Annotated in this window: 23 protein-coding genes; 12 read left to right on the forward strand and 11 right to left on the reverse strand. The window is 67.1% G+C overall.

Annotated features, from left to right (window positions below):
* The first annotated feature begins 59 nt into the window (after positions 1-59).
* Positions 60-971, forward strand: coding sequence for a dihydrodipicolinate synthase family protein (locus OXG79_13890; GenBank protein ID MCY3784855.1), 912 nt, complete (start codon positions 60-62; stop codon positions 969-971).
* A 214-nt stretch (positions 972-1,185) separates the two neighbouring features.
* On the opposite strand, the gene OXG79_13895 is transcribed toward OXG79_13890, so the two are convergent.
* A complete protein-coding gene (locus tag OXG79_13895; GenBank protein MCY3784856.1) occupies positions 1,186-1,962 on the reverse strand; it encodes a phytanoyl-CoA dioxygenase family protein in 777 nt (258 codons plus the stop codon).
* 59 nt (positions 1,963-2,021) lie between these two features.
* On the opposite strand from OXG79_13895, the gene OXG79_13900 reads away from it, so the two are divergent.
* From OXG79_13900 to OXG79_13930, 7 genes are all read left to right on the forward strand, one after another.
* Positions 2,022-2,747 carry a hypothetical protein gene (locus OXG79_13900; GenBank protein ID MCY3784857.1) on the forward strand — a complete coding sequence of 242 codons (726 nt, stop codon included), beginning with the start codon at positions 2,022-2,024 and terminating at the stop codon, positions 2,745-2,747.
* 105 nt (positions 2,748-2,852) lie between these two features.
* Positions 2,853-4,145 (forward strand): sialidase family protein, encoded by a 1,293-nt coding sequence (locus OXG79_13905; protein ID MCY3784858.1) that lies wholly within the window; start codon positions 2,853-2,855, stop codon positions 4,143-4,145.
* 222 nt (positions 4,146-4,367) lie between these two features.
* Positions 4,368-4,589 (forward strand): ribbon-helix-helix domain-containing protein, encoded by a 222-nt coding sequence (locus OXG79_13910; GenBank protein MCY3784859.1) that lies wholly within the window; start codon positions 4,368-4,370, stop codon positions 4,587-4,589.
* Entirely contained in the window at positions 4,567-4,827 is a 261-nt protein-coding gene (locus OXG79_13915; GenBank protein ID MCY3784860.1) for a type II toxin-antitoxin system RelE/ParE family toxin, read from the forward strand. Before OXG79_13910 ends, OXG79_13915 begins: the two co-directional genes overlap by 23 nt.
* A gap of 131 nt (positions 4,828-4,958) precedes the next feature.
* On the forward strand, positions 4,959-5,972 hold the full coding sequence (locus OXG79_13920; protein ID MCY3784861.1) for a Gfo/Idh/MocA family oxidoreductase: 1,014 nt from the start codon (positions 4,959-4,961) through the stop codon (positions 5,970-5,972).
* 109 nt (positions 5,973-6,081) lie between these two features.
* Positions 6,082-8,409: a LamG domain-containing protein gene (locus OXG79_13925; protein MCY3784862.1), complete on the forward strand. Its 2,328-nt coding sequence runs from the start codon at positions 6,082-6,084 to the stop codon at positions 8,407-8,409.
* 4 nt (positions 8,410-8,413) lie between these two features.
* Positions 8,414-9,634: an aminotransferase class V-fold PLP-dependent enzyme gene (locus tag OXG79_13930; GenBank protein MCY3784863.1), complete on the forward strand. Its 1,221-nt coding sequence runs from the start codon at positions 8,414-8,416 to the stop codon at positions 9,632-9,634.
* A 130-nt stretch (positions 9,635-9,764) separates the two neighbouring features.
* On the opposite strand, the gene OXG79_13935 is transcribed toward OXG79_13930, so the two are convergent.
* The 3 genes from OXG79_13935 to OXG79_13945 form a co-directional block, all read right to left on the reverse strand.
* Positions 9,765-10,919: a hypothetical protein gene (locus OXG79_13935; GenBank protein MCY3784864.1), complete on the reverse strand. Its 1,155-nt coding sequence runs from the start codon at positions 10,917-10,919 to the stop codon at positions 9,765-9,767.
* A 4-nt stretch (positions 10,920-10,923) separates the two neighbouring features.
* On the reverse strand, positions 10,924-12,015 hold the full coding sequence (locus OXG79_13940) for an alcohol dehydrogenase catalytic domain-containing protein (GenBank protein MCY3784865.1): 1,092 nt from the start codon (positions 12,013-12,015) through the stop codon (positions 10,924-10,926).
* A gap of 67 nt (positions 12,016-12,082) precedes the next feature.
* The gene (locus OXG79_13945) at positions 12,083-13,105 is read right to left on the reverse strand and encodes a hypothetical protein (GenBank protein ID MCY3784866.1); all 1,023 of its coding nucleotides are present in this window, start codon (positions 13,103-13,105) and stop codon (positions 12,083-12,085) included.
* A gap of 276 nt (positions 13,106-13,381) precedes the next feature.
* On the opposite strand from OXG79_13945, the gene OXG79_13950 reads away from it, so the two are divergent.
* Entirely contained in the window at positions 13,382-14,548 is a 1,167-nt protein-coding gene (locus OXG79_13950) for an LLM class flavin-dependent oxidoreductase (GenBank protein MCY3784867.1), read from the forward strand.
* Positions 14,549-14,576: 28 nt separating this feature from the next.
* Here OXG79_13950 and OXG79_13955 read toward each other — a convergent pair whose 3' ends face one another.
* Positions 14,577-15,680 carry a sialidase family protein gene (locus OXG79_13955; protein MCY3784868.1) on the reverse strand — a complete coding sequence of 368 codons (1,104 nt, stop codon included), beginning with the start codon at positions 15,678-15,680 and terminating at the stop codon, positions 14,577-14,579.
* 94 nt (positions 15,681-15,774) lie between these two features.
* On the opposite strand from OXG79_13955, the gene OXG79_13960 reads away from it, so the two are divergent.
* The 3 genes from OXG79_13960 (at position 15,775) to OXG79_13970 (ending at position 19,134) form a co-directional block, all read left to right on the forward strand.
* Complete coding sequence (locus tag OXG79_13960) at positions 15,775-17,118, forward strand: aminotransferase class III-fold pyridoxal phosphate-dependent enzyme (GenBank protein MCY3784869.1); 1,344 nt, start codon at positions 15,775-15,777, stop codon at positions 17,116-17,118.
* A 144-nt stretch (positions 17,119-17,262) separates the two neighbouring features.
* Entirely contained in the window at positions 17,263-18,531 is a 1,269-nt protein-coding gene (locus OXG79_13965; protein MCY3784870.1) for a hypothetical protein, read from the forward strand.
* A 33-nt stretch (positions 18,532-18,564) separates the two neighbouring features.
* Positions 18,565-19,134, forward strand: coding sequence for a GNAT family protein (locus OXG79_13970; protein ID MCY3784871.1), 570 nt, complete (start codon positions 18,565-18,567; stop codon positions 19,132-19,134).
* A gap of 56 nt (positions 19,135-19,190) precedes the next feature.
* On the opposite strand, the gene OXG79_13975 is transcribed toward OXG79_13970, so the two are convergent.
* The 6 genes from OXG79_13975 to OXG79_14000 form a co-directional block, all read right to left on the reverse strand.
* On the reverse strand, positions 19,191-19,601 hold the full coding sequence (locus OXG79_13975; protein ID MCY3784872.1) for an ester cyclase: 411 nt from the start codon (positions 19,599-19,601) through the stop codon (positions 19,191-19,193).
* 3 nt (positions 19,602-19,604) lie between these two features.
* Positions 19,605-20,375 (reverse strand): SDR family NAD(P)-dependent oxidoreductase, encoded by a 771-nt coding sequence (locus OXG79_13980; GenBank protein ID MCY3784873.1) that lies wholly within the window; start codon positions 20,373-20,375, stop codon positions 19,605-19,607.
* Between the two features lie 141 nt (positions 20,376-20,516).
* Positions 20,517-21,299, reverse strand: a complete 783-nt coding sequence (locus OXG79_13985; GenBank protein ID MCY3784874.1) for an alpha/beta hydrolase — start codon at positions 21,297-21,299, stop codon at positions 20,517-20,519.
* The gene (locus OXG79_13990; protein ID MCY3784875.1) at positions 21,296-22,420 is read right to left on the reverse strand and encodes an exo-alpha-sialidase; all 1,125 of its coding nucleotides are present in this window, start codon (positions 22,418-22,420) and stop codon (positions 21,296-21,298) included. The genes OXG79_13985 and OXG79_13990 overlap by 4 nt, the downstream gene beginning before the upstream one ends.
* Before the next feature lie 54 nt (positions 22,421-22,474).
* Entirely contained in the window at positions 22,475-22,993 is a 519-nt protein-coding gene (locus OXG79_13995; protein ID MCY3784876.1) for a hypothetical protein, read from the reverse strand.
* 406 nt (positions 22,994-23,399) lie between these two features.
* Positions 23,400-24,932, reverse strand: coding sequence for an FAD-dependent oxidoreductase (locus OXG79_14000; GenBank protein MCY3784877.1), 1,533 nt, complete (start codon positions 24,930-24,932; stop codon positions 23,400-23,402).
* Positions 24,933-25,010: the final 78 nt, after the last annotated feature.

Below are 25,010 nucleotides of genomic sequence, written 5' to 3' on the forward strand. Positions count from 1 at the left end.
GCCGTAGCCCGGTGTCACACTGCGCGCCGGATGTCGCGTCAAGGTTTTCGGGGGCAGGCATGAGTCGCGGACAAGACGTGCTCGCGCGGATGAAGGGCCCGGTCGTTCCAATCAACTTGTGCTTCAACTTCGACGGCACTCCCGACTATCCGTCGATCGCGCGCTACGTGGACTGGCTCGCGGACGAGGGCACGCCGATCCTCATGCTCACGGCCGGCAGCAGCGAATTCGCCAGCCTGAGCGACGACGAGATCTGGCGGCTCACGGCAGTCGTGGCGGAAGCCAACCAGGGGCGCGCGGTGTTCATCGCTTCGTCCGGTCTATGGAAACCGTCGGTGACGCGCGAGTTCCTGGTCCACGCCGACCGCGTGGGCGCCGACGCCGTCAAGCTGCAGTTCAGCAGCTGGCTCACGCTGAGCCGCGAGGTCGTGGTGCGCTACTTCGACCTGGTGCAGGACGCCGCGGACGTGCCGCTGCTGCTGCTGTCGGGGCCGAACTTTCCGCTTGACGCGGCCGTCGAGCTGGCCGCGCGGCCCAACATGATCGGCATCAAAAACGACGGCCATCCGTTCTACGACTACTACGAGCTGATTCGCGGTACCGCCGACGAGGATTTTGGCGTCATCAGCGGCGGGCAAATGCGCAACTTCATGTTCGGGTACCCGCTGGGCTCGCCGGCCTACCTCTGTCCCATCGCGCCAATTCGGCCGCGCCTGGCCAACGAGTTCTACGACCACGTGGCGGCCGGCCGCACCGACGAAGCCTGGGAGTTCGTCTTCAAATACGAAGACCCGTGGCTCCAGTGGGCCTCGAGCCAAAACTGGCTGGCGTCGCTCAAGGCGGCGATCCACCTGCAAGGGCTCTATCCAAACAACCTGCTGGGACACGCCTACCCGCACCCGGCGCCCGACGTCGTCGACAAGGTTCGGGACAAGCTGATCGAGGTGTTCGGCAGCGCGACGGTGGAGTAGGGGCGAGGCTGCGTCGCGAGAACCGCGCCGTGCCTGCGACTGGCATCTCGAGCCATTTACTGCCATTCCGAACGAAGTGAGGAATCTAAGGACGCAGGGATATCTCCGCACCCCTTAGATTCCTCGCCCTCGGCTCGGAATGACGGATCCGGGCGGCCTACTCAGGCCGCCCGGCGGCCCGGGCTGCGTGCAGCCGAGGAGCCAGCCGAAACCGCTACGCGAACGCCAGGTTGCGCTTCTGACCGCGCAGAATCAGGCCGTTGACGCCGGAGTTGTGCCCGCCCGTCTGCACGTTGTGAGGATCGCGGTAGCCGGTGCGAACCAGGCGCCGCCACCCATTGGTGCGGTTCGGATCCGAGCCGTGGATCGTCAGGTAGCTCATGAAGACCACGTCGCCGGCGTTGGCCGGCACGGGCGTGGCGTCAGCCAGCCGGTATTCGTCCACCGGCAGGTGCGGGCGGGTGTCCTTGGAGTCAACGCGCCCGATGTGTTCCAGCGGGCCGAGCTTGTGGCTGCCGGGCAGAAACTTCAGGCAGCCGTTGGCCTCGGTGGCGTCGTCGATATGGAGCAGCGCGTCGATGTAGCCCGGCCCCTCGTGCGCATAGAACGGATAGTCCTGGTGCATCGGGAACGGCGTGCCCATCTCCGGTCCCTTGGCGTGCAGCATGGTGTGGTGGTACTCGACGCCGGTGCCCAGCAGGTCCGCCACCGCGCCGACGAGCTTGTCGTCGGTGACGGCGCGGAAGAACTCCTCGGAGTAGCCGGGGAGATTGCCAAGAATGTCTAATCTCGCACGTTGGTCTTCCTCGGCGGTCATATATGCTTGCCGCCATGGCCCTTTCCACCCCGGACCTTGCGTGGCCCACTCTTGCATGAGCCGCTCCAGCTCTTCCGACTGCCGGGCGACGGTTTCGGCGTCAAAGACCTCTTCCAACCTCAGATAGCCAAGCTCGTTGAAGGCGTCGACTTGATCCTGCGTCAGCGTTTCCATGCGCACACCTCTGGCTGCGACTCTGAAGTCTACCGTCCATTGACTTGCCGGCGTCCCCGATGACGGCTGAAGCGCCCGCCGCCACGGGGCGCGCGGTCGGGGTTCCACGATCCCGGTGGTGGCTGCTCCTGGTGCGCGCCGTGGTGCCGCTGATCTATGCCAACGCGCAGATCGGCCTTCTCTGGCCCGAGGACCTGAAGGCGCCGCCGGCCATTATCTTTGGCATCTTTGCTCTCGCGGACGGTGCGCTGGCTCTGGCCGTGGCGCTGGGCGTGCGCGAGTTTCGGCCCGCGCGCGGTTTGATCCTGACAGATGCCGCGCTGGGAGCCGTTGCGGGAATCGCCGGCTTTGCCCTGTGGCTGGTGGTGTGGTCCGAAACCGTCGTCCCCGCCGCCGCTTACGTCGGGCTCGCGGGGACCTGGGCCTTTCTGAGCGGCCTGCTGCACGCTGCCGTCGCCATACCGCTGCGACGCATTGAGGGCGCGCAGATTCCGCTGCTGTTCATCATCGTGAGCGGCTTGGTGCGCATGGCCTATGGCGTACCGACCGGGATGTCGGCCCTCGTGGTGCTTAATTTCACCGGGTTCCGCCGATTCCTCTCGGTCCAGCAGTGGTTTGTGCTGCTCCACGGGATCAGCTACCTGCTGTTCTACGGCGGGCTCGCCGAAGTGTGGCGGGGACGGCGGCAGGCCGAGGTGGCGACGCAAGAGCGGATCGCCCGCAAGAATCTCCAGGTGCGGCGGGCGCGCGAGCGCCGCGCGGCGCAGGGGCTCCGCACGGCCTAGCGATCGGGCGACCGCGGGCGTGGGATATGATCCCGCACTCGCCGCTGGACCGGGGCTCGAACTCGACCGTCGGGAACGGCGCCCGGACAAAGGAGGCGCGCGGTGATGATTGACGAGAGCCAGCACCAGACCTATTCGGACGATTGGCGGCGCACCAACCCCGATCTGGTGTTCTTCCTGCCGCCCGCGCCCCCGGAGTGGCAGGAGTCGGTGGACCACGTCCTGGTCAGCCTCACCCGCGAGGGCGCGCTGCTGGCCATCTGGACGTACTGCACCCAGGAACACGCCGCCGACGAGGCGATCATGGTGCGCCGCAGCGAGGACGGCGGGCGCACCTGGACCGGCCCCGACGTGCTGGCCGGACAGGACCGCTATCCCGGCCAGGTCGCGTCGTTCGGCTTCCCCGTGATGAGCCAAAACGGGCGCATCTATTGCTTCTACAACCGCAGCACAGGCCTGGGCGACAGCTACACCAACGCGTTCCTCGAGTGCAAGGTTTCGGACGACGACGGTCGCACCTGGGTCGACGGCAACGTGCAGATTCCATTCCGGCACACCCGTTTCGACCTGCCCGATCCCAAGGCCGGCGCCTCGTGCATCGTGTGGCAGAAGCCGATTCGTGATCGCAACAACAAACACATCGTGGGCATCACCCGTTGGACCTCCGAGCGCGTCCGGCGCCGCACGCCGGCCTCCGCCAAAGCGCCGCGCGGCGTCGGCGATTGCCACGTCGAGTTCCTGCGCTTCGAGAACATCGACGACGAGCCAGACCCGCGCGACCTCGAGCTGACCTGGCTGCCCGACAGCGACGATCTCGTGTCGTCACCGGTCATGTTCGACACCGAGGTCACCGCCGGATATTCCTTCTGCCAGGAGCCTGGCCTGGTGCTGCTGCCGGACGGACGGCTGTTCGCCAGCATGCGCACGCCCAACGGGCAGATCTGGTACACGGTTTCCGCCGATGACGGCCACTCGTGGCGCCCGAGCGAAATGCTCCGGTTTCGCGACGGCGGCGCCCCGATGGAGAACCCGGTTTCGCCCACGCCGCTCTACCGACTTCACGATGGGCGCTACATCCAGCTGCTGCAAAACCACGACGGTTGGGGCTACAACGGCTTCGGTCCGCTCAACAGCGACAGCCGGCGGCCGCAGTTCCTGGCGGTCGGCGAATTCCGCCCAAACGCCCACCAACCCTTGTGGTTCAGCGAGCCGCTGCTGCTGTTCGACACCGACGGCGTGGGAGTGGCGCCGCACTATCGGCCGTGGCTGTCGATGTATTCCAGTCTCACCGAGCGCGAGGGCGAGCGCATCCTGTGGTATTCCGACCGCAAGCTGTTCGGGCTGGGCCGCTACATCACCGACGAGATGCTGGCGCCGCTGACGGTGCCCGAGGCGTAGACGGGAAGCGTCGCTGGCGCATTCTGATCTCAATCAATGTCATTGACATTGACTATGATTACACGCCATGATTCTGAAGAGACTCTTGCGTAATCCCTCCGTCATTCCGGCGGAGGCCGGAATCCAGTCCGGGCGAATCTTGAGGTGGGCCGGACGCTCGGCGTCGGGCGGGTCTCAGACCCGCCCCTACCGGATTCGGCAATGGTCTCGGGAAGGTGTGCCATGACGCAGATCACCGCGCGCGTGCCGGACGAGCTGGCGGAATCGCTGGACGCGGCCGCGGCGATGCTCAAGCGCAGCCGCGCCGCGGTAGTCCGCCAGGCGTTGGAGCAATACCTGGAAGACTTCGACGACCTGTCCGTCGCGCTGGACCGGCTGCGGGATCCCGCGGACCCCGTGCTGGACTGGGACGAGGTCAGGCGTGACCTACTCGGTTCGGATTAAGCGCAGCGCGTCGCGAGAACTGGCCCGTATTCCCCAGCCGGCAAGGGCGCGCTTGATCCGAGCTATTGACGGTCTCGGCAAGCAGCCGTTCAGCGGCAGCGTCCTCAAGGGAGGGCTTCGCGGCCTGCGGCGCGTGCGCGTCGGCGACTACCGCATCGTGTACGAGGTGCTCGACGATGAGTTGGTCGTCCTCGTGATTCGCGTCGCTCGGCGTGGAGCCGCCTACCGACCAATCTGACCCCGCTCGTACATCGGCGCCCCGCGCGTCCTCCCCACGGCCGGTCCGAGCTCCTGGAATTCCTGCCCACGTCGCGCGGGCATAAACTGTCGGGCGTGCACGCTGGGTGCGCTCAGTGAGGGGATAGTTCCTTGGCCACCGTTGCGTTCATCACCGAGTCCGAAGCCAAGCATCGAATGCCCTATGCCGAGGCCATCCGCGACGTGGAGCGGATCGAGGCCGCGCACGTGGTCGACGACGGCGATGACGGCCTGCTCGGCGTCGTCGGTTCGAAGCTCGTGGGCCGGCACACGTCCGTGGACGGCTTGCTTGCGGCGGTGCGCCCGGACATGGCCATCGTGTCGCTGGTGGCGTCCAACTCGCCGCCCGCAATCGAGGCGCTGCTCAACGCTGGAATACCGATCATGGCGGAGAAGCCGGCCTGTGTGGATCCCGAGGACTTCGCCCCACTGGCGCGACTCGCCGACGAGAAGGGTGTGCCGCTCATGCTGGCGCTGGCCAACCGCATGCGCCCGGACATGACCGACGCCCGGCGCATCATCGCCGAGGGCGGCATCGGGGAGCTATACGCCGTTCGGGCGACGCAGGTGGCGGACCAGACGCGCATCCAGGAGCTCACCGCGCCCGACTGGACCTTCGAGCGGGCAAGGGGCGGCGGCGGACACCTGGTCTGGTTGGGCATTCACTTCGTAGACGTGATTCGCTACGTCACCGGCCGCGACATCGAGCAGGTGCAGGCGCTGACGGGCGTCGTGGGCGGCGCGCCGATCGACGTCGAGGACCTGGCCCTGGTGAACATGCGGCTGTCCGGCGGCGCGCTGGTGTCGCTGTTCTCCGGCTACCTGATGGAGGAGAACGGACACCAGGGATTGACCATCTACGGCTCGCGCGGCTGGCTGCAAACCGACGCCGCCGCCTCGCCGAAATTGATGTGGTGCTCGGGCCGCGGCGACAACGCCAAGGTGCGGCGCACGCTCTACGAGGACCGCGGCGCGCCATACACGAGCTGGGTGGACTTGACGCTGCGCGCCTGCCTGGGCGAGATCGAGCCGCCGTTGTCGGCTTCCGACGGCCTGGCGGCGCTGCGCGCGGTGCACGCGGCATATGCTTCGGCCGCGCACGGCCGGCCGGAGTCGCTGGCGTAGGCCGTCCACGCCCGAGCGTCGACAACGCGTGATCGGGCGTTCTGCGGCATGCTTGGCTCCGCGCTCGGCGGATGACTCGGCGCACCTTGCGGCAAAGGACCGGTAAGCCATGAAGATCGTCGGCTATTGCGATCCCCTGCACGTCGCGCCCGGCGACACGGTGCGCTTCATGGTCAGCAGCGCCCACCCAAGCTATCGGGCCGATCTCGTCCGGATCGTGCACTGCGACAACAATCCCCGCGGGCCCGGATTCAAGGCGCCGATGGTCGAATCCAGCATCAGCGGCGAGCACGCCGGCCGCGAGCAGGAAATCCGGACCGGCTCCAGCGTGCAGATCCCCTACGCCGACGCACTGGGCCAGCTCGATAGCTTCACGGTCACGGCCTGGATCATGCCCACGATGCCGGAAAGGGAGGAGCCGCAAGCCGTCGTCACCCATGGTCTCGAAGCGCCAGAAAGCGCCGGGTACGGACTCTTCGTCGGCAGCGGCGGCCAGCTCGTCGGCCAGGTCGGGGACGGCGCGGGAGGCATCACCGTGGCCGGCCCCAGCGCGCCGCTTGCCGAACATCAGTGGACGTTCGCGGCCATGACCTATGACGCGGACTCGGGGCGGCTGGCGGTATATCAGCTTCCGAAGCACCCGTGGCCGGTTGAGCGCGGACGCGGGGTCGCGGTGACAACCGCGCCCGGCTCGCGCCCTTCGGAGGGCGCGCCGATGGTGATGGCCGCCGCGGTCGAGTCGCGCGAAGGCGGCAAGCTGCTCACGCACTCGCATTTCAACGGCAAGATCGACGCGCCGCGCGTCTACGACCGCGCGCTCTCCAGCGACGAGATCGAAGCCCTGGCGCGCGGCGCCGACTCGCCGGCGGTCGAGGGGTTGGTGAGCGCCTGGGATTTCAGCCAGGACATCAGCACCTGCCACGTAACCGACGCCGGCCCACGCGGCCTCCACGGCCGCGCGGTGCAGATGCCCACCCGCGGCGTCACCGGCCACAACTACACCGGACAGGAGACGAGCTTTCGGCTCGCGCAGGACGAATACGGCGCCATCCACTTCCACGACGACGACCTCGAGGATGCCGGTTGGGAGGTCGATTTCGAGCTGACGGTGCCTGGCGACCTGCGCAGCGGCGTTTACGCCGCCTGGGTGCGGTCGGGCGACGATGAGGACTACATCACTTTCTTCGTGCGACCCGCCGACGATGCCGAGACGGCTCCGATCGGCGTGTTGATGTCGACCGTCTCATACGTCACCTATGCCAACTTCCGCGACGTGGACGGTGGATTCTGGAGCCCGGAGCGCGTTCCCAACGCGGATCCCAGCCTGAACCCGGCGGCGCACGAGTTCCTGCGGGCGAACCCGATGCCGGGGCTGTACGACTTTCACTCAGACGGGACGGGCGCGGCGCTGTGCTCGTGGCGCCGGCCGATCCTGAACATGCGCGCCACCTACCGCTACCGCGTCTGGTCGGCGCCGTCGCGGTTCCCGGCGGACCCCTACGTGATCGACTGGCTGGAGGCCCGCGGCCTGGAATACGACGTGATCACCGACCACGACGTCCACGCCCAGGGCGCGGACCTGCTCAAGCGGCACCGCGTCATCATCTCCGCCTCGCATCCGGAGTACTGGACCTCGCCGATGATCGAGGGTCTCGAGGCCTATCTGAACGACGGCGGGCGCATGATGTATCTGGGCGGCAACGGCTTCTTCGGCGTGGCCGCCGTCGATCCAAACCGACCGCACGTCGTGGAGGTGCGGCGCTGGGGCACGAGCTGGCCCTTCGAGCATCCGCCGGCGGAACGAGTGCTCGCCACTACCGGCGAACTTGGCGGCGCCTGGCGCAACCGCGGCCGTCCGCCGCAGGCCCTGGTGGGCATCGGCTGCGGCTCGGCGGGCTTCGACAAGGGGGCGCCCTACGTCCGGCAGCCGGACAGCCACGATCCGCGCGCGGCGTTCATCTTCGAGGGCATTGGTGACGACGAGCCCATCGGCGATGTCCCGTCGCTAGTGGTCAATCACGGCGCCGCCGGCTACGAGATGGACCGGCTGGATTTCAGCCTCGGCACGCCGCCGCACACGCTGCTGCTGGCAACGTCGCTGGGGCACTCCGACAAGTACGTCGGGCTGGCCGACGAGGCGCTCTGGTACACGCGCGGCATCGACGGCGTGTCGGTGGGGGATCCGACAACCCCCGGCGAGTACCACCCGTTCATTCGCGCCGACATGACCTATTTCGAGACTCCCAATGGCGGCGGCGTGTTTTCGGTTGGCTCCATCGCCTGGCGCTCGTGCCTTTCCTACAACGACTACGACAACACGGTTTCGCGCGTGACCGAGAACGTCGTGCGACGGTTCGCGTCGCCGGAGCCGCTGGCCGATCCGTCGGCCAATCCGGCTGTCATGTCGATGGCCGGCAAGTCTCGCCGAGAGGAGTAGCCCCGTGGCCCAGGAGTTCGAGCGACACACGCCACACGACCCGCTGCCCATGCCGCCGCCGATGGACTTTCCGGAGGACGGCGCAGCCGAATCGGAGGTCCTGGGCGACGTGCACGCGCGGATCGCGGAGGATCCCTTCTCGGTCGAGCGCAACTTCGGCATCACCTACGTCGGGCCGCCGCATCCCATCGCAGAGCGCGTGGCGACGCTGACCCGGGGCACCTATTTCGTGGAGTGGGCGCGGCAGATGAATCCCGGCGCCTACGCCTTCGAGAAGGAAGCCATCCGCATGATGGCCAGCCTGCTTGGCCGGCCCGAGGCCACCGGCTTCATCACCAGTGGCGGCACCGAGTCCAACATGTCGGCCATGCGGCTGGCGCGCAACCTGGGCGGCAAGGCCGAACCCGAGATCGTCATGCCCACGTCGGCGCACTACAGCTTTCGGCTGGGCGCCGAATTGCTCGGCATCAAGCTGATAGAGACGCCGGTGGACGAGCGAATGGCGCCCGACATGGATGCGGTCAAGCGCGCCATCACGCCCAACACCGTCGGATTGATCTGCTCCGCGCCCGAGGGGAACTTCGGTCAGCTCGATCCAATCCCCGAGTTCGCCAGGCTGGCCCTGGAGCACGACCTGTATCTGCACGTCGACGGGGCGTTCGGCGGCTTCATCCTGCCGTTCATGCGCGAGCTTGGTCATGACCTCTGCGACTTCGATCTCAGCGTGCCGGGCGTCAGCTCATTCATGACCGACGGCCACAAGCTGGGCCAGTTGCCCGTGGCGACCGGATTCTTTCTGATCAGCGACGCGAGCCTGCTGGAGGCGGTGCCGCTGGATTGGACGTTCATCCACACCCTCACCGCCACCAAGCCCGGCGACCACGCCGCGACGGCCTGGGCCGTGATGCGGCACCTGGGACGCGCCGGCTACCGCGCCGCCACCGCGCGGCTGCTGGAGTCGGTGCGCATCGTGGTCGAGGGCATCGAGGCCATCGACGAGCTGCGGCTGATGGTGAAGCCGTTGATTAGCGTGATCAACTTCACCTCGGACACGGTGGACATGGAGCAGGTCTTCAACGAGCTCTCACGGCGCGGCTGGGGCAGCACCTTCGGCCACATGAACGGCCACGCCCGCATCCGCCTGTCGCTCCACCCCTACCGAGACGCCGACCACGCCCACGGGTTCGTACAGGCGCTGGGAGAGTCGGTCCAAGCCGCCCGGTAGAAGGGTCCTCGCCCACATACACTCGTAGTCCCCGCGGCGCGAAACCTCTGCGTGCACGCAGGGGCGGTTCGCGAACCGCCCCTACTCGGACGATTCGTCACGGGCTGACCTAGCTCCGGTTGTCCACTCGTTAGTCACAGACCTCGCCTGGTGAGTAGTCGTATATTTCGGCTACCGAATAGTCATCGATTTCGACTAGCGAGTAGTAACAGACCTCGACTGGCGAAGACCGACCTCTAAACCAATCGATCGCCCTCTGTAGCGCGGAGCCGGCGGCGTCCTGGAAGTTCTCGAACAGCGTCGCCGATCTTGCCCAGACTTGCTTGGAAATCTCCTTCGACGTGTCCCAGGCGCCCAGCAGCGGATCGAAGCCAGCGTCCTTCCAACTCTTGGCCGCGGTGTAGAACTGGTAGCCCAGAAAGGCAAAGCCAACAAAGGCCAATGGCAATACAAATGGGCTAATAACCGCCGTCAGCGCGGGGAAGATCATCACCAAACCGGCAATGATTCCGGTGATGCCGATCCCAACGGCAGTCCCCACGCCTAACTCCTTCCATACCAGGTCAAAAAGCTCGCTTTGATCAATTTCGCCCTCTTGATACGACAGTCCGTGCTCCATGACGGCGAATACCCCGGCCGTAACAGGCCCAACCAGAGCCCCGGCCACCGTTACTCTCGCTGTCTGCCTGATGGCATCCTTCACGGCTTGCGTCCGCAGTGCCATTCGTGCCGCTTCAATCTCAGTGGCAGTCATTGGCTTCGCGCCTCTGGATCGATTCAGCACCGAGTCCTCGAAGATGCCCTCACTGGCGCTGTCGCCGCCGCCGAGGATGCGGGGAATGAAGTGGCTCCAGTCCCGGCTGCTGTGAAATCGCCGCAACGCTTCCGGCCCGCCCATGCGGATTTGACGCGGAATCGTCTCCCAAATCGCCTGCGCGCCAGCCCGATCACGGTATGCGGCTCCTGCTCGACGGTAGTAGTCGGCCAAGTCCCGTGGCACGGAAATGAACTCGAGGTTCGCGCGCCAAACGTTGACAAACAACCCCGCGACCCAGAACGGTAAGGCGCCAGTGCGGACGTATTGCTGCACCTCCGGGTCTTTGGCGGCCTCCGTCAGGCCGTCGATGACGATTAGGTCCGACTCTTCGCTGACGGGGTCGGGCTCTTGGGCAAGAGCAGGGCGATCAAGAGCAACGTCTAGCCCGCCGGCCGCGAGGCTCGCAACTGAGAGCTGCAGGAAGCGTCTGCGGTTTAGCTCTGCGCGCTCGACAGCTTTGGACACCATTGGCTCAGGCCCACGGATCGAGGGCGACTTTGATCACTCCGTCGGCGGGCATGGCTGAGCGGACGAGCTCGATGCCCTGCGCGGCCTGGGCCAATGGCAGGCGGTGGGTGAGCATGCGGTCGAGCGGATAGCGCCCCGATTCGGCCAACTGGACGGCCGCGCGGACGGTCTGGGTCTCGTGACTGTTGACGCCGAGTACGCGGACCTCGCGGGCTACCAGCCGGTCCCAGGGCAGCTCGACCGGCGCGCCGCCTTTCGACCCGGCCATAACGAACGTGCCGAGTGGCCGCACCACCGAGGCCGCTTGGCCGGCCGCATGAGGACTGGCGGTTACGTCAATCGCGACGTCCACCAGGCGGCCTTCGGTGAGCGCCGCGATCTCGGCGAAGGTCGAATCGGAGGCAATCAGCGTGTCGGTGGCGCCAAACTCGCAGGCAAGCTCGAGCCGGGCGCGGTCCCGCAACAAGCCCACCACGATGATCTGCCCGGCGCCAGCCGCGTGGGCCGCGATGGTGCAGGCCAGCCCCTGCGGTCCAGGTCCAAAGACGACGACCGTGTCGCCGATGCCGGCATTCCCCAGCGTTTGCACCCAGCGGATGCCGTTGGCGAGCACCGCGCCGATCACGACGCCGACTTCGGGCGTGATCCGCTCAGAGACGCGATGCACGCGGGCGCGCGGCGGCAGGTAGAGGAACTGGCCGTAGGCGCCCCAGAGGTGGGGCGGCTCGGCGGCGGAGACGCGACCGCCGTAGCCCTGCTCGTCGGCACACATCTGGTAGGAGCCGCGGCGGCACCACTCGCAGCGGCCGCAACCGAAGCTGGCCTCGACGATGACGCGGTCGCCGACGGCTGCCTGCCAGCGTTTGGCGGCGTCCGCGCCCACCCGTTCGATGCGGCCCACGATCTCGTGGCCCAGCAGGGCGGGGACGTTGCGGATGACGGCGGAGTGGCCGTCCCAGTGGTGGATGTCGCTGCCGCAGATGCCAGCAAGCTCGACGCGCAGCAGGCCGTCGTCGTCGCCGGTTTCGGGGAGTGGGAAGTCGCGCGGCTCGATGCGGTGCGGGGCCACGAGCACGGCGCCGCGGCTGACGGTCACGTTGACTCGCCGGACTGGATTCCGGCCTCCGCCGGAAAGACGGAGGGGGCGGCCGTTCGCCCGCCTTTCACGGGCGGCTTGCCAGGCAGCCGATGATGGTGTCCATGTGGACCACGAACTCCGCCGTCAGCTCGATGGCCTCGCCCAGCGTGGCTTGAGGATCCCAGGACCACGAGCCGTCCGGCTGTTGCGTCTCGACGAACCAGTCGCCCACGCGCACCGTCCAGTCGCGGTATTCGGCGTCTCCCGTGAGCTGATAGAGCAGCGCCGAGCCCCAGCCGCTCTTGCAGACCTGGGCATAGTCAAACTGGCGCGGCGTGCATTGCATCGAGAACGCCATGTAGTCCCGCGCGAGCGACAGATAGCCCGGTTGCGGGTCGACCATGTGCAGCCGGCAGAGGAAGGCTGCGGCAATGCCGCCCACCGTCCAGCGTTGCTTGCGGGCGGCTTGGGCCTCAACGGTGAACCACGACTCCTCGCCTGCCTCGGCGATGACCAGCGCCTGACGCTCCCGTGACCAGGCATAGTGCAGCCGGTCGGGAAGTTCGCGCTGCGCCGCCCGCCAGATCTGCTCCAGGAAGGCATGCACGGCTCGCGCTTCGTCGAGGCGCCCCAGGGCAATGCAGGCCAGACCGCAGCCGCAGGCGTACGGAACGTCCATCACGTCGCTCGGCGTGCCGTCGGCATCCAGGTCATTGATGAAGCCACCGGACTCCGGGTCCTGCAGCGTGAGGACAAAGTCGAGGCCGCGGCTGCTCAGGTCGAACTGTCGCGCCATGTGCGCGCCGTAGACCAGCGTGGCGTTGCGATAGGCATAGGCGTCGGTCAACACCCGGCGCCCGCCGTCGAAATCGCCCTCCGGGGTGAACATGTGCCCGCGAATCCAGCCACACAGCGCCGTGGCCGCGGCGGTTTCGCCGGCCACGGTGAAGGTCCACGGCACGCGGTAGAACCGGAAGCCATGCGACGGGTCGCCGATGGAGCCGTCGGGATGCATGTGCCCAAGCAGCCAATCCACGCCGCGTCGCTTGGCGCCCGCGTACGACGCCAAGCGAGCGCGCAGATCGATCGGCGAGGTGCTGGTCGTCACGGACTTGTGGCCCCTGTCACTCTCGGCGAACTCCGGCACCGTCCGTTCGTGGTGAGCTTGTCGAACCACGCACCTTCGGCGAGTTCGGAAGACGCCCTTCGACAGGCTCAGGGCGAACGGGATATTGACCGCACCACAACAATGATGCTGTACCAGTCATCGGCGGCCAGCTTATCCCCAGGCTCGGCGCGTCGACAGCGGATGCGCGGTCGCGCTACGGTCACAAACTCCTCAAGCTCGCAGCGGAAGCTGTCTGCGGATGTGCAAGGGAGCCGAATGACGCTGGCCATCGACGCCTTCTATGGCGGCCACGTGGAGATGCCGAACCCGGGATTTCGGGGGCCGCCGGCGCACACGCGGCGGATGAGCGACGCACACCTGGCCACGGTGTACGACGAGGCCTTGCGCTTCGCCGAGCTGATGGAGCGCACCAGCTACGACACCCTCTGGCTGGCCGAGCATCACTTTCAGCGCGAGGGCTACGGCTGCATCGGCAACGTGCCGCTGCTGAGCCTGTACCTGGCGCACCACACGAAGCGGCTCAAGTTCGGCGCGTTCTTCAACACGGTCACCGCCTGGCACCCGCTGCGGCTGGCCGAGGACTACGCCACCGTGGACGTGCTCACCGGCGGGCGGCTGCGCTTCGGCATCGGGCGCGGCTATGTCGCGCGCGAGGTCGAGACCCTCGGCGGACCCCTGCTCGACGACGCGGCCAACCGCGACCTGTTCGAAGAGCAGGTCGAGATCATGCTGAAGGCGTGGCACGAGCCGGAGTTCGCCCACGCGGGCCCGGCCTATCGCGTGCCCGCCGACGTGCCGCACATGTTCGACAACCTTGTTGACATAACGCTCGTGCCGCGGCCGGCGCACCTGCCGGTCGAAATCTGGCAGCCCATCACCAGCACCAAGCGGCGCGGCCTGGACTTCATGGCCCGGCATGGCATCAAGGGCGTGATCGCCGGCGGAACCGCGCCGGGCGGCCGCGCCGAGCAGGCGGCGGCGGTCTATCGCGACGCCCTGGCGCGGGCGGGGCGCGAGACGGAGCTTGGTGAGGGACTGGCGGTCGGATTCCAGATTCACCTCGCCGACAGCCGCGAGTCCGCCCTGCGCGAAGCGACCCCGTGGTGCGAGGAGCACCTCAAGGGGCTCGCGCCGTTGGGGCGGTATCCGCAGCTCAGCGAGGCCCAAATCCGGTCCACGGCCCAGGGCGAAGCGGCCTATGACGCGGGGCTGCCCACCATTCACGATCTGGATGCCGAGGGCACCTGGGTATGCGGGACACCCGAGCACGTACGCGACCATCTGAGCGGTTTGCTCGAACGCCTGCCCGGCCTGCGCCGCGTGTTCATACAGACCGGATCCCTGGGCGTGCCGCCGTTGGCCATGCGGGCCGACATCGAGTGGTTCGCGCAGGACGTGATGCCCGAGTTCGTCGCCGCATAGGGCCGACCGCTCCTCGGTCAGGCGCCGCTCACGAGATCCGCAGGCGATACCAGCGGATGTTGTAGACCTCGTCCTCTTCGCACCAGAAGGCCACGTAGACGTCGCCGTCCGGAAGTAACGCCAGGCTGGGAAAGCCAAATGGGAGGTCGACCAGTTCCTGCCCGCTGCTCGCCGTGGCGCCGGTCATGCTCGAGGATGCGCCCTCCCACAGGGGCGCTTCGGCCAGATTGACCCAGTCGTCGCCATCCAGCCGCGAGAGATTGGCCCAGAGGCCCGGCCGCTGGTCGTGGCGGTAGACGAACAGGATGCGGTCGTCGGGCAGCGCCAGCAGCTTGCCCGTCTGGCCGTGGATGCCGGTGGACCGTGGCTCGGAGAACGTCCGACCGTCGGCTGAGATGGCATACGGATTGGGCTCGGTGCCGCCGGTGGCGGAGTCGAAGGCCCAGGCGGTGGCCAGCAGCCGACCGTCGCTCAGCTGGCGCAGCGACACCTCCCACGAAAAGACGCCCCGGTGGGTCTCATCGATCAGCACAAGGTGTTCGGGCCAGGTCCGACCGCGGTCGTGGGACACGAACGCCAGCGCCAGGGCCCCGATCGGTTCCTCGCCGTCCCAGCCGCGCCAGGGGGCCATGGGCGCCAGCCAGCGGCCGTCGGCCAGCTCCACGATGTGGTGACACACCTCCCACGCCGGACTCCACACGGGAGGCTGGAGGATCTCGGGCGTGCTCCAGGTGTGGCCGCGGTCGGAGCTGGACACCGTGATGAGGTCCATGGGTGCGTGGCCAAGGTTCTCGCGATTGACGAGCTGACCGCCGTGAACGTCGCGGTAGGTGCGGCCGCCGATGCCGACCAGCGTGCCGTCGCGCAGCAGGCTCACGCGGATGCCGCCGGTCGTCGGTCGGGTGGTGGAGAGCTCGACCAGCAGCTCGGGCGTCGACCAGGTCACGCCGCCGTCGGACGAGCGGGCCTTGTAGGTCCGGTAGTCCAACGCTTCCACGCCCGAGGCGAGATCGAAGCTGGCGAACAGCTCGCCGTCGTCGAGCACGATGATTGAGGGATGCCAGGCGTGGATGGCGCGCCGCTCCGGCTCCGGATTGCGATAGACCAGGCCGGTGGCCAGCACGTCAATCATGGGCAAGCTCCGGCTGCCATAATCCGGGCTGACTCGCGGTCGAATCACCCGGCGCCCGATTCGAGATTGCCCGACGGTGCGCAGGGAGCATGCGATGCCTTCGGTCGAAGCCCTGGTGGATGCCCGCCGAAGCATAGAAGCCCGCTATCGCGCGCGCACGCCCGAATCGCGGGCGCTGCACGACCGAGCGCTGCAGTCGCTGCCGGGCGGCGAGTCGCGCACGGCGACTTGGTTTGCGCCCTACCCGACCTATATCGCTACCGGCCTGGGCTCGACCCTGACCGATGTTGACGGCAATGCGCTGGTGGACTTCACCTTCAACTCCACGTCGGTCATCCACGGCCACGCCCATCCCGAGATCGTGGCGGCCGTTCAGCGCCGCGTGGCCGAGGGCACCGCGTGGAACGCGCCCAACGCGGGCCAGGTCGAGTTGGCCGAGACCCTCTGTGCGCGGGTGCCGTCACTCGATCAGGTGCGCTTCTGCGCCTCCGGCACCGAGGCGAACATGCAGGCGATCAAGGCCGCGCGGGCGTTCACCGACCGCGACCTGATTATCAAAATGGACCTGGCCTACCACGGAACCTATGAGGGCGTGGAGATTCACCAAGGGGCGGACGGTTGGGGCGGACCAGGTGCGCCCGTGTCGCGGGGCGTGCCCAGCAATGCCCTGGACAATGTGCTGATCGCCCCCTTTGACGACGCGGAAATCGTGGAGTGGCTGCTCGAAACCCATCCCGGGCAGGTGGCCGCCATCGTGGTCAACCCGGCCCAGACCCAGGGCGGCCTGCGGGCGCCGTCGCCGGGCTATCTGAAGGCCCTGCGCGATGCCGCGGACGCGCACGGCACGCTGCTGGTGTTCGACGAAGTCATCACGCTGCGCTTGGCACGGGGCGGCGGCCAGGAGTTATTCGGCGTGCTGCCGGACCTCACGGCGATGGGCAAGATCATCGGCGGAGGGCTGCCCGTTGGCGGCTTCGGCGGTCGGGCGGAGGTGATGGAGATCTTTGCCGACCGGCAGCCGCCGGTGCTGCCGCACGCGGGCACCTTCAACGGCAACCCGGCCACCGTGGCCGCGGGTATCACGGCCATGCGAATGCTCGACGCGCCGGCGTTCGAGCTTCTGGCGGAGCTTGGCGAGGCGTTGGGGCGGGGGTTGGTCGAAGCCTCGCAACGGGCCGGCGTGGCGCTGGACGTGACGCAAATCGCATCGGTGATCGGTGTCGACGTTCCTCTGGCCGGCGCATCCGCCGGAGAGATCATGGAGCTGATCGTCCTCGAGCTGTTGAACCGCGGATTCAAGGCGGCATCGATGATGACCGTGTCCACGGCGACGGTCGCCGAAGAGATTCATGCGCTGACCGAAGCACTGACGGACGTCCTGCGACAGCTGCGTCCCGCCATCGCCGAGGCCGCGCCCGCGGCAGTGCTCACCACGTAGGCGCCGGAGGGCGATCCAGCGGTAGCGTTCATTACTTGACCGACGTGGCGACGGCCGTCACGATAGGTGGCTAGTCGAGCCGGTTTATGGTGCCCTGCCGCCGGTTTCGCGAATCGTCGTCTGCAGGAATAGGAGCCGCGTGCCGTGGCTGCCATCGCAACCAACGTTCGTCGCTTGCCGGGTCCGATTCAGGCCCTCATCGGGTCCCTCATTTTCGTTGCCCTGGCACTTCTGATTCTCCGGGTCGCTCTCGACCCGAACGAAGAAAGGATGCAGGCCAGCGCCGAGGCGGCGCGACCTCAGCGCGAGGCGGTCCAGGTCCGCACCCGGGCGCCGACGGATGCTTCGACGACCACCGAATCGACGGCGGCAACGGACGCCGCCGCGGACAGCGGCCTGCCGGGCGTTGGCGACACCCATATCACGACGGACGAACTGTCGGTCACGCTGCTTGCGGTAGAAGATTTGTCGGTGCTGCCGCAGCTGGTGGGCGACCCGGTCGATCCGCGCCGAGACTACTTCCGGATCGTCACCATTGAATTTGAGAACAACAGCTCCGACCCGACCACCGTGCAGAACACCAACATCTGGCTGGTGAAGGACGACGGCTCCCGCATCGTCGTCGATGCAAACTCCCTCGACAGGCTCATTTCCGCACCGCCGCTGGCTTACGAAAGCCGGCCGCTGTTTCTGGCGGAATCGGTGCCGGTGGACAAATCGATCGTGGTGTCGGTGTCGTTCGACGTCAGGGAGAGCGACACGGTCACCAAGCTCGACGTCGAAGGCCTTGAATTCGCGATGCCTGCGGTCAATCTCGATGCCGGCACGGCGGTGGCGGAGGCCGAGACCGAGGCCGAGACCACGGCTGCGGCCGACGCCACGCCGGATGCCGAAACACGCGACACCCGCGCCGGGAGTTCGCTGGACACCGCCGTGAACCGGGGGCGAGCGCGCATCGAGGCGGAGGAGCAAACGGCCGTGTCGCGCACCGGACTTCCCACAGTGGGCGACGCCCAGCTTGGCGGAGACGGGCTCGAGGTGACGCTCGTTTCGGTGCAGCGGTTCGAAGAGTTGACGCAAGTTCACGGCACGCCGTTCAGGCCCAAGAAGGGCTCGTTCCAACTCGTGACCATTACGTTCAACAACACCAACGACAGCGGCAACATCGTTGTCTCCAAGGCGAACATCTACCTGATCCAGCCGGACGGCAGCGAAATCGCTGTGGACTCGCCGGGTGTCAACGCGCTCATCGGTATGGCCACGACGGCGACGGAAGGTCGACCGCTGTTCCTGGTCGAGAGCGTGCCCAACGGGAAGTCGGCGACGGTCGCCGTGGTGTTTGATGTCGATCCAGGCTTGGTTGACCTGCTCATCGACATCGAGGGCTTCCAGTTCGAGGTTCCCAACCCTTAGGACTCGCCGCGTAGCCCACGGTAGGCCGAGGGCATGACCGAACCTTCGGGCGGGTCTGGATTTCCGCGCACCATCCGCACGCGGCGTCTCGCGCTCCGTCCGTTCCGGCTTTCGGACGTGAGCGCCGTGCTGGGGTATGAGTCGGACGCAACCTATGGGGAGTTTCTTGGCGTTCGGCAGCCATACCGGCGATCGGACGCCGAGCGCAGCGTCGCTTCGCGCATGCAGTGCGACTGGACGCGGTCGGCGATGTGGGCCGTGGACCTCGACGGCGAGGCCGTTGGGCACGTCGGCATGACGCTGTACCCCGGCCATGGGCGCATCGACCTCTATTACGGCCTCGCGCCGGCGCATTGGGGCAACGGGTATATGACGGAGGCCGTGCGCGCCGCCATCGACGCCGCCTTCACCGCGTTTCCGGACGTCAACCGCATTCAGGCCGATGCCAACCCCAAGAATCCGGCCTCGCTGCGCGTCATGGCAAAGGCCGGAATGACTCCCGAGGGCCTGCTGCGCCAATACGTCGTCATGCACGGCGTCGCCACCGACCAGGTCATGTGCAGCATCCTGCGCCGCGAGTGGGAGGCTTCGCGAAAGCCGTAGGAGTCCCGCCACGTCCGCGGAGAGTCGATAGTGCTTGCGGGCCTAGGCCGTGCCTGTCACCGCGAGATCCGGCCGCCGATTTGCTCCAGCACGCGCAGGGTGTCGGCCACCGCCCAGGTCTCCACGATGCGCCCGTCCACGACGCGCCGGATGGCGATCACCTCCCCGCTCACCGCCTCGCCCGTGGCCGGCATGCCGAGATAGGTCCCCAGGTGTGTCCCGCGCCAGGTGGCGTGCGTGATGACGAACTCGCCGTCTTCCAGCTGTCGCTCGATGGTCCAGCGCAGGTCCGGAAAGGCCTGCAAGCGGTCGCAATGCACGTCCTTGATCGCCGCGGGCGTCACGCTCTCGCCGGCGCGGTGCACCAGTCCCGACGGATCGTGCAACGCATCGAACACGTCCCAGTTCCGACCGTTGAACGCCTCGTCGGCCAGACGTTGCACGATTGCCGCATTGCGACCGGTCACCGGCTACTCGTCCTCGGGCATGAAGCCGGCGTTGATGAAGCCGCCATCGATCGTGATGGCGGTGCCGCTGATGTAGGTCGATCCGTCGCCGCACAGGAACACCGTGAGATCCGCAATCTCCTCCGGCACCGCCTCGCGCTTCATGGGGAAGCGTCGAATGCGCTGATCCCGCAGCTCCGGGCGGCGCCTGTAGATTTCCTGCACCATCGGTGTTCGCGTGACGCCGGGACAGATCGCGTTCACGTTGATGTCGTAGGGCGCCCACTCGATGGACAGCATTTGAGCCAGCGCAATCAACCCGGCCTTGGCCGGACTGTAGGCGCCGCGATCCGGCACGGGCACCATGGCGCCGACCGACGAGATCAGCACCACGCGTCCGCCCTCGCCCTGCCGAACGAGCTGGCGTCCGATGGCCTGGCAGAGCAGAAAGCCTCCGGTGAGATGCGTGTCCAGGACCGAGCGCCAGTCCTCCTCGGCCAGCTCGAGCAGCGGGGCAATGGCGGTGTTGCCGGCGCCGTGAACCAGGAAATCGCAGCGGCCGAAGTGGTCGACGACCTCGTCGACGGCCTGCTGAACCGAGGCGCTGGAGGCGGAATCGAGGTCCACGGGCAGGGCCCGCCCGCCGCCCTCGACGATCTCGTCGGTGAGCGCTTCGCTCCGGCCGCGGTCGATGTCGGCGATCGCCACGGCCGCGCCGTCGCGCACGAAGCGCCGGCAGATCGCCGCTCCCAGACCGCCCGCGCCACCGCTCACGAATGCCACCTTGCCCGTCATGGAGTTGCCCTTTCCCAGGTTGGCCGCGCGAGTCGCCGTATGGCGCGCGAACGGTCAGCCGGAACATCAAGAATCGCGTTCGCGCCGCAGCCTATCGCTAAGCGGCGCGCTTGGGCGAAAGCTCGGTCGCGCGCCGTCGAATCAGCAGCGCCGCATGAAGTCCGTGATGAGCCGTGCGACCTCGTGCGGGCACTCAAGCGGCAGCGAGTGCGAAGCCCCCGCCAGCCAGCGCAGCTCGATGTTGTCACGACGCGGGATATGCAGCTGTTCGTGCGTCGCGGGCTCGCGTCCGCGGTCGCCGTAGAGCTCGAGGATCGGCAGGTCGGTTCGCTGAAGGATGTCTAAGCCGTCCCAGGTTCTCCAGATGGCGGCAAAGTCGAGCCGTTGCCGGTCGGTCCACCGGTGCAATACCTCATGGCGCAGCTGCTCGCGTTGCTCCAATTGCTCGGCGGACAGCGTGCTCATGGTGTCGTCCCGGAACGCATCGCGTTGCGCGTGATGGTTGGTCCAGCCCTCGATCGAAATCACACCTTCCAAGATCCGCGGTCGCACCCGCGCGATCTCAATCGCGATCATGCCGCCGATGCTGTGGCCGCCGACGAAGCACGGGCCGAGCCGCAGCCCATCCAGGACCTGCAGCACATCCCGCGCGAACAGCTCGATGGACCCATTCACCGGCGGCGGCCAGCTGCCGCCGTGGCCCCGGAGCTCGACGACGACAACATGCAGTGCCGCGTCCAGGTGATCGATGATGTCCTTGAACGCCCCAGCCGCGTTGAAGCTTCCGGGAATGAGGACCAGTGGCGGCCCGCATCCGTCGCGCTCATAGTGGGCGAGTGTCGCGCCCGGCGCCTCGATCGTGCGCTGGACAAATGCCTGTCCCAGGCCACCGGCTGGACCAGGATGCTCGGCGCTTGGCCTCACCGAGCCGGCCCCAGCGGCGGATTGCGCACCCCTTCGAGATCGATAAGCCGCACCCGCAACACCTCCACCGTCTGCTTGCCGCCGGCAAAGGCAATGAAGAGATGGGCGCCATGCTCGATCACGTGCGGATAGTCCACCCAGCGTCCGCCCACCAGGTAGGCCATGGTGTGAAAGACCAGGCCGTCGTCACTGATCGAAATCGCCAGCGGATCGCGTCGCTTTGGATTGGGGTTCGACACCAGCACGTAGCGACCGTCGGCCAGCCGCAACCCGCTGAACTTGGACGTGGCGTCCGGGAAGTTCGTGCGCACCGGGCGGCTCCAGGTGCGCCCGCCGTCCGCGGAAATCGCGCGGTAGATGAACCCGCTGCGGCGACCGTCCCGAAACAGCGCCGCCAGCCTCCCGTCGGGCAGTGCCCACCAGTGCGGCTCCTCCGCCGAGAGCTCGGTGTTCGACCCCAGCACGGGAACCGATGTCCACTCGTCGATCGCGTCCACGCCGCCGACCAGAAAGTCAACGCCGACCTCGCGGTAGTTGTGGCGGCGCCGGGACATCATCCATTGGCCGTCCGGCAGCCGCTCGGGCGGGAAGTTGTTGATGGCGTCGCGGCAGACGATGCCCGCGGGTTCCCACGCGTCGTCCGTCGGATCGAGCCGAAACGCGTGCAGCGCCAGGCTCGGGCCGAAGAATCCTGCCGCCTCGTCCAGCGACGCCAGGGCCAGCAGCTCGCCGTCCCGCCGCCAGAACCCGCGCGAGATATAGCGCAGACCTTGATCGGTGCGCTGGCCATACAGCGGCGAGGATGGACCCGATCCCGGCGGCGCGGGCGTGAGGTACCGAGGGCTCGACCACCGAAGTCCATCGGGGCTCGTGGCGAACTTCACCTGCTGCCCCACGCGGTCCTCGATGCCGGGGCCGTCGCTCCACATCACCCAAAACTTCCCGTCGTAATGCGCCAGGTAGTTGTGCTGGTTGACGCCGCCCCGGTCGCGGTCGAGATCGCTGCCGTGGCGCGCCTCGGCGCGCACGTCGCTCACCATGACGTGCTCCGACGGCACCCGCGGAAGCGATGCAAAGTCGATTTGGTGTGAGCCGTCGGGCGCCCACGGACCGGCGAGCATGATTCTGGCTGCGTGGAGTGTTGACATGCCCTTCAGGGCGACGCCTTTCTTCGCCTAGAAATGATCTGGCACGACCAAGTTCCACATACAGGTGCACCAATCAGCTGTACACACGCTCTCGGGAATCGGCCAATCCTTGACTGCTTCACCAATCGGGAAACGCCGACCATTGAAAGCACGGCAGCCGTCGCAATCGTCGGCCATGATCTCCAGCGTATCGAGGCCTCTCTGTGCATAGCTCTGGGCATACGCCTTGTCGGCTTCCCTCTTTAGGTGCCAATAGGAACGACCTTGCTCATTGAGCCAGCGAGCCTGCTTGAAGTAGATCATTGACAGAGAGTGCCAGTCCGAGCTGTCCATCCGGCCCTTCATCAAGCTTGTCGCGCGTTCGTTCGCCAAGACCCAGAACACATCACCAGGGCCTGCCCCTGGCATCTCCTTCTGTAGCGTTTCCTCTCGTGCTTCGAATGCCTGGCGATTGATCCCGATGCCTTCGGCTGCCCGGATGGCCCTATTGCGCAAGACTTCTCGTGCACGCTCTTGGTCAAATGCGGCAACCTGAGCGTCGGTCATGTAGACCTTTTGTCGTCGGCGTGTCCGTACGACGATTCTCTCGCGACACTCGGGGCACTTTCGAGTTCGCATCGGTGGAGGACTGAGAATCACGCCGCAGTGTGGACAAGCAACTGGCGTTTGCGGTGGTTCCGGTTTCCGTTTCCTGGCGGTCGAATTGGCCTGACGCGATTGAGCCGCCTCCTGAACTGCCGAACCTGCTGTAGGTTGCCGACGCTTAGCAGAAGCACTTTCCTGACCGTCCTTTTTCCGACCGAACAGTCGCTTCAGAATGCTCATCCTGCTCCTTTTCGAAATCGGCTCTCCATTGCTCCCATGCTGCAGTGCGGATTCAACTCAAACTCGTCTATCGGCAAGCGAAACCCCTTCCGTTGCTTCGGCTCCAATTCGGCGCCGTTCGCATCCTTCAAGCGGGACCCCTGTCAGAGGCCAGATTCGCCACCACTTGCCCCTGAGCGGCGAGCAAGCGCTGAAGCTCACCCACCGGCACCCGGCGCGGCGTCACGTTGTACCGCAGCGCGAGGTGCGCCGCGGTTCCCGCCGCTTGGCCCAGCGCCATCCACGTGGGCTCCATGCGGATCGAGGAGTAGGCCACGTGCGTGGTTGACGCCGCGACCGGGACGATGAGGTTTTCGACTTCCACCGGAATCATGATGCGATACGGAATCTCGTAGGGCCGCGTCACCGCGTCCAGCATGCCCAGATAGCCTTCCAGCACCAGCGTGTCCGTCGGCTGGCGCTTGCGGCAGGGGAAGCTGTCGATGGGAAACTCTCCCACCGCGATCGCGTCCTCGTGCCGCCGCGAGCCGGTGGTCATGTCGTGCTCAGTGAGGGTGTAGTCCCCCACGAGCCTGCGGCCCTCGCGCACGTAGAGCTGGAAGGGGAAGTGACCGTTGTCGGTGAACTCGTCGCGCGGCAGGTGATAGCCGTTGGCGATGCGCCGGTGCTTGGCGGGAACCTGCTCGTCGTGCTGCAGGAACCACAGCAGTCCCAGTGACAGGTCGCGGTGTCTCTGGCGAATGCGCTGCCGGGTCGCGTCGTCGCCCTCGATATAGCCCCGGTTTTCCTCGGGAAAAGGAAACGCCAGCGGCCGCGGGTTGATGTTGACGTCGGTTTTCCGATTGGGAATCTCGGTCACCGATAGCGCCCGCACCAGCGTGTCGAAGTGGGCGGGGTTGTAGCCGCGCCCGGGCTTGAGCGTCTTGGGTCCGCTGAGCCGTCCGGCCGCAAGATCATCGAAATAGCCCGCATACTCGGCGCGGTCGTAACCGGGCGGTGGATCGGTCAGCCGGTGGGCGTTGGCCGGGTCCGTGGTCAGGCACAGCCGGTAGGTATAGGCCGGCAGCCGGCCATCCGCGGCTCCGGTTGTGCCCGGCAGGAATTCCCCCTCCTGGTAGTCGTAGTAGACCACGCCGGCGTGCGGCTCGTTGAACTCCTCGTGCGCCTCCCGCCCAAGACGGAAGGCGGCGCCCGCCGCCGCGAAGAGATCGCCCTCGTAGGTGGCGTCGATGAACTGGCGGCCGTGGATCGTCGCGGGGCGCCCGCTGCGCCGATCGACGATCTCGATCGCCGTCACGGCCAAATCCGAGCAAGTCACTTCGGTCAGCCGGGCGCCGCGGATCAGGCCAATGCGGCGTTGCTCGCCGACCATGCCCTCGAACACCGCCTCAGCCACCGACGGCTCGTAGTAGTAGCCGTCGTCGCACAGGCGCACGTTGTCCGAGTCCGCGCCGTGGCGCGCCACGTAGGCGGCCAGCACGCGCTCCGTGAACTCCCGGAACAGGCCGCCGATGAGCTCCCGATGCTCGATGTCGCTTTTGCCCAGCCCGCTGGCCGCCATGCCGCCGATGTGCCGGTGGTATTCGATCAGCGAGACCGAGTGTCCCAGGCGCGCGGCGGCCACGGCGGACGCGATGCCGCCCGGCGTCGCGCCGAGCACGACGACGTCCGCCTGCTGAGGCCCACGCGGTACTGGGCCGGCGTCGGTCGGCTTTCGGTTGGGGTGTGCGGTCACTCT

Source organism: Chloroflexota bacterium, from assembly GCA_026706485.1.
Classification (GTDB): Bacteria; Chloroflexota; UBA11872; order UBA11872; family UBA11872; genus JAJECS01.

What these genes read in the sequence shown, in the direction of transcription:
- OXG79_13890 (MCY3784855.1), top strand. Translation starts at nt 60, where the DNA reads ATGAGTCGCGGACAAGACGTGCTCGCGCGGATGAAGGGCCCGGTCGTT.
- OXG79_13905 (MCY3784858.1), top strand. Translation starts at nt 2,853, where the DNA reads ATGATTGACGAGAGCCAGCACCAGACCTATTCGGACGATTGGCGGCGC.
- OXG79_13990 (MCY3784875.1), bottom strand. Translation starts at nt 22,420, where the DNA reads ATGCTCGCCGGTCCGTGGGCGCCCGACGGCTCACACCAAATCGACTTT.
- OXG79_13960 (MCY3784869.1), top strand. Translation starts at nt 15,775, where the DNA reads ATGCCTTCGGTCGAAGCCCTGGTGGATGCCCGCCGAAGCATAGAAGCC.
- OXG79_13935 (MCY3784864.1), bottom strand. Translation starts at nt 10,919, where the DNA reads ATGGTGTCCAAAGCTGTCGAGCGCGCAGAGCTAAACCGCAGACGCTTC.
- OXG79_13970 (MCY3784871.1), top strand. Translation starts at nt 18,565, where the DNA reads ATGACCGAACCTTCGGGCGGGTCTGGATTTCCGCGCACCATCCGCACG.
- OXG79_13900 (MCY3784857.1), top strand. Translation starts at nt 2,022, where the DNA reads ATGACGGCTGAAGCGCCCGCCGCCACGGGGCGCGCGGTCGGGGTTCCA.
- OXG79_13910 (MCY3784859.1), top strand. Translation starts at nt 4,368, where the DNA reads ATGACGCAGATCACCGCGCGCGTGCCGGACGAGCTGGCGGAATCGCTG.
- OXG79_13980 (MCY3784873.1), bottom strand. Translation starts at nt 20,375, where the DNA reads ATGACGGGCAAGGTGGCATTCGTGAGCGGTGGCGCGGGCGGTCTGGGA.
- OXG79_13895 (MCY3784856.1), bottom strand. Translation starts at nt 1,962, where the DNA reads ATGGAAACGCTGACGCAGGATCAAGTCGACGCCTTCAACGAGCTTGGC.
- OXG79_13950 (MCY3784867.1), top strand. Translation starts at nt 13,382, where the DNA reads ATGACGCTGGCCATCGACGCCTTCTATGGCGGCCACGTGGAGATGCCG.
- OXG79_13995 (MCY3784876.1), bottom strand. Translation starts at nt 22,993, where the DNA reads ATGACCGACGCTCAGGTTGCCGCATTTGACCAAGAGCGTGCACGAGAA.
- OXG79_13925 (MCY3784862.1), top strand. Translation starts at nt 6,082, where the DNA reads ATGAAGATCGTCGGCTATTGCGATCCCCTGCACGTCGCGCCCGGCGAC.
- OXG79_13955 (MCY3784868.1), bottom strand. Translation starts at nt 15,680, where the DNA reads ATGATTGACGTGCTGGCCACCGGCCTGGTCTATCGCAATCCGGAGCCG.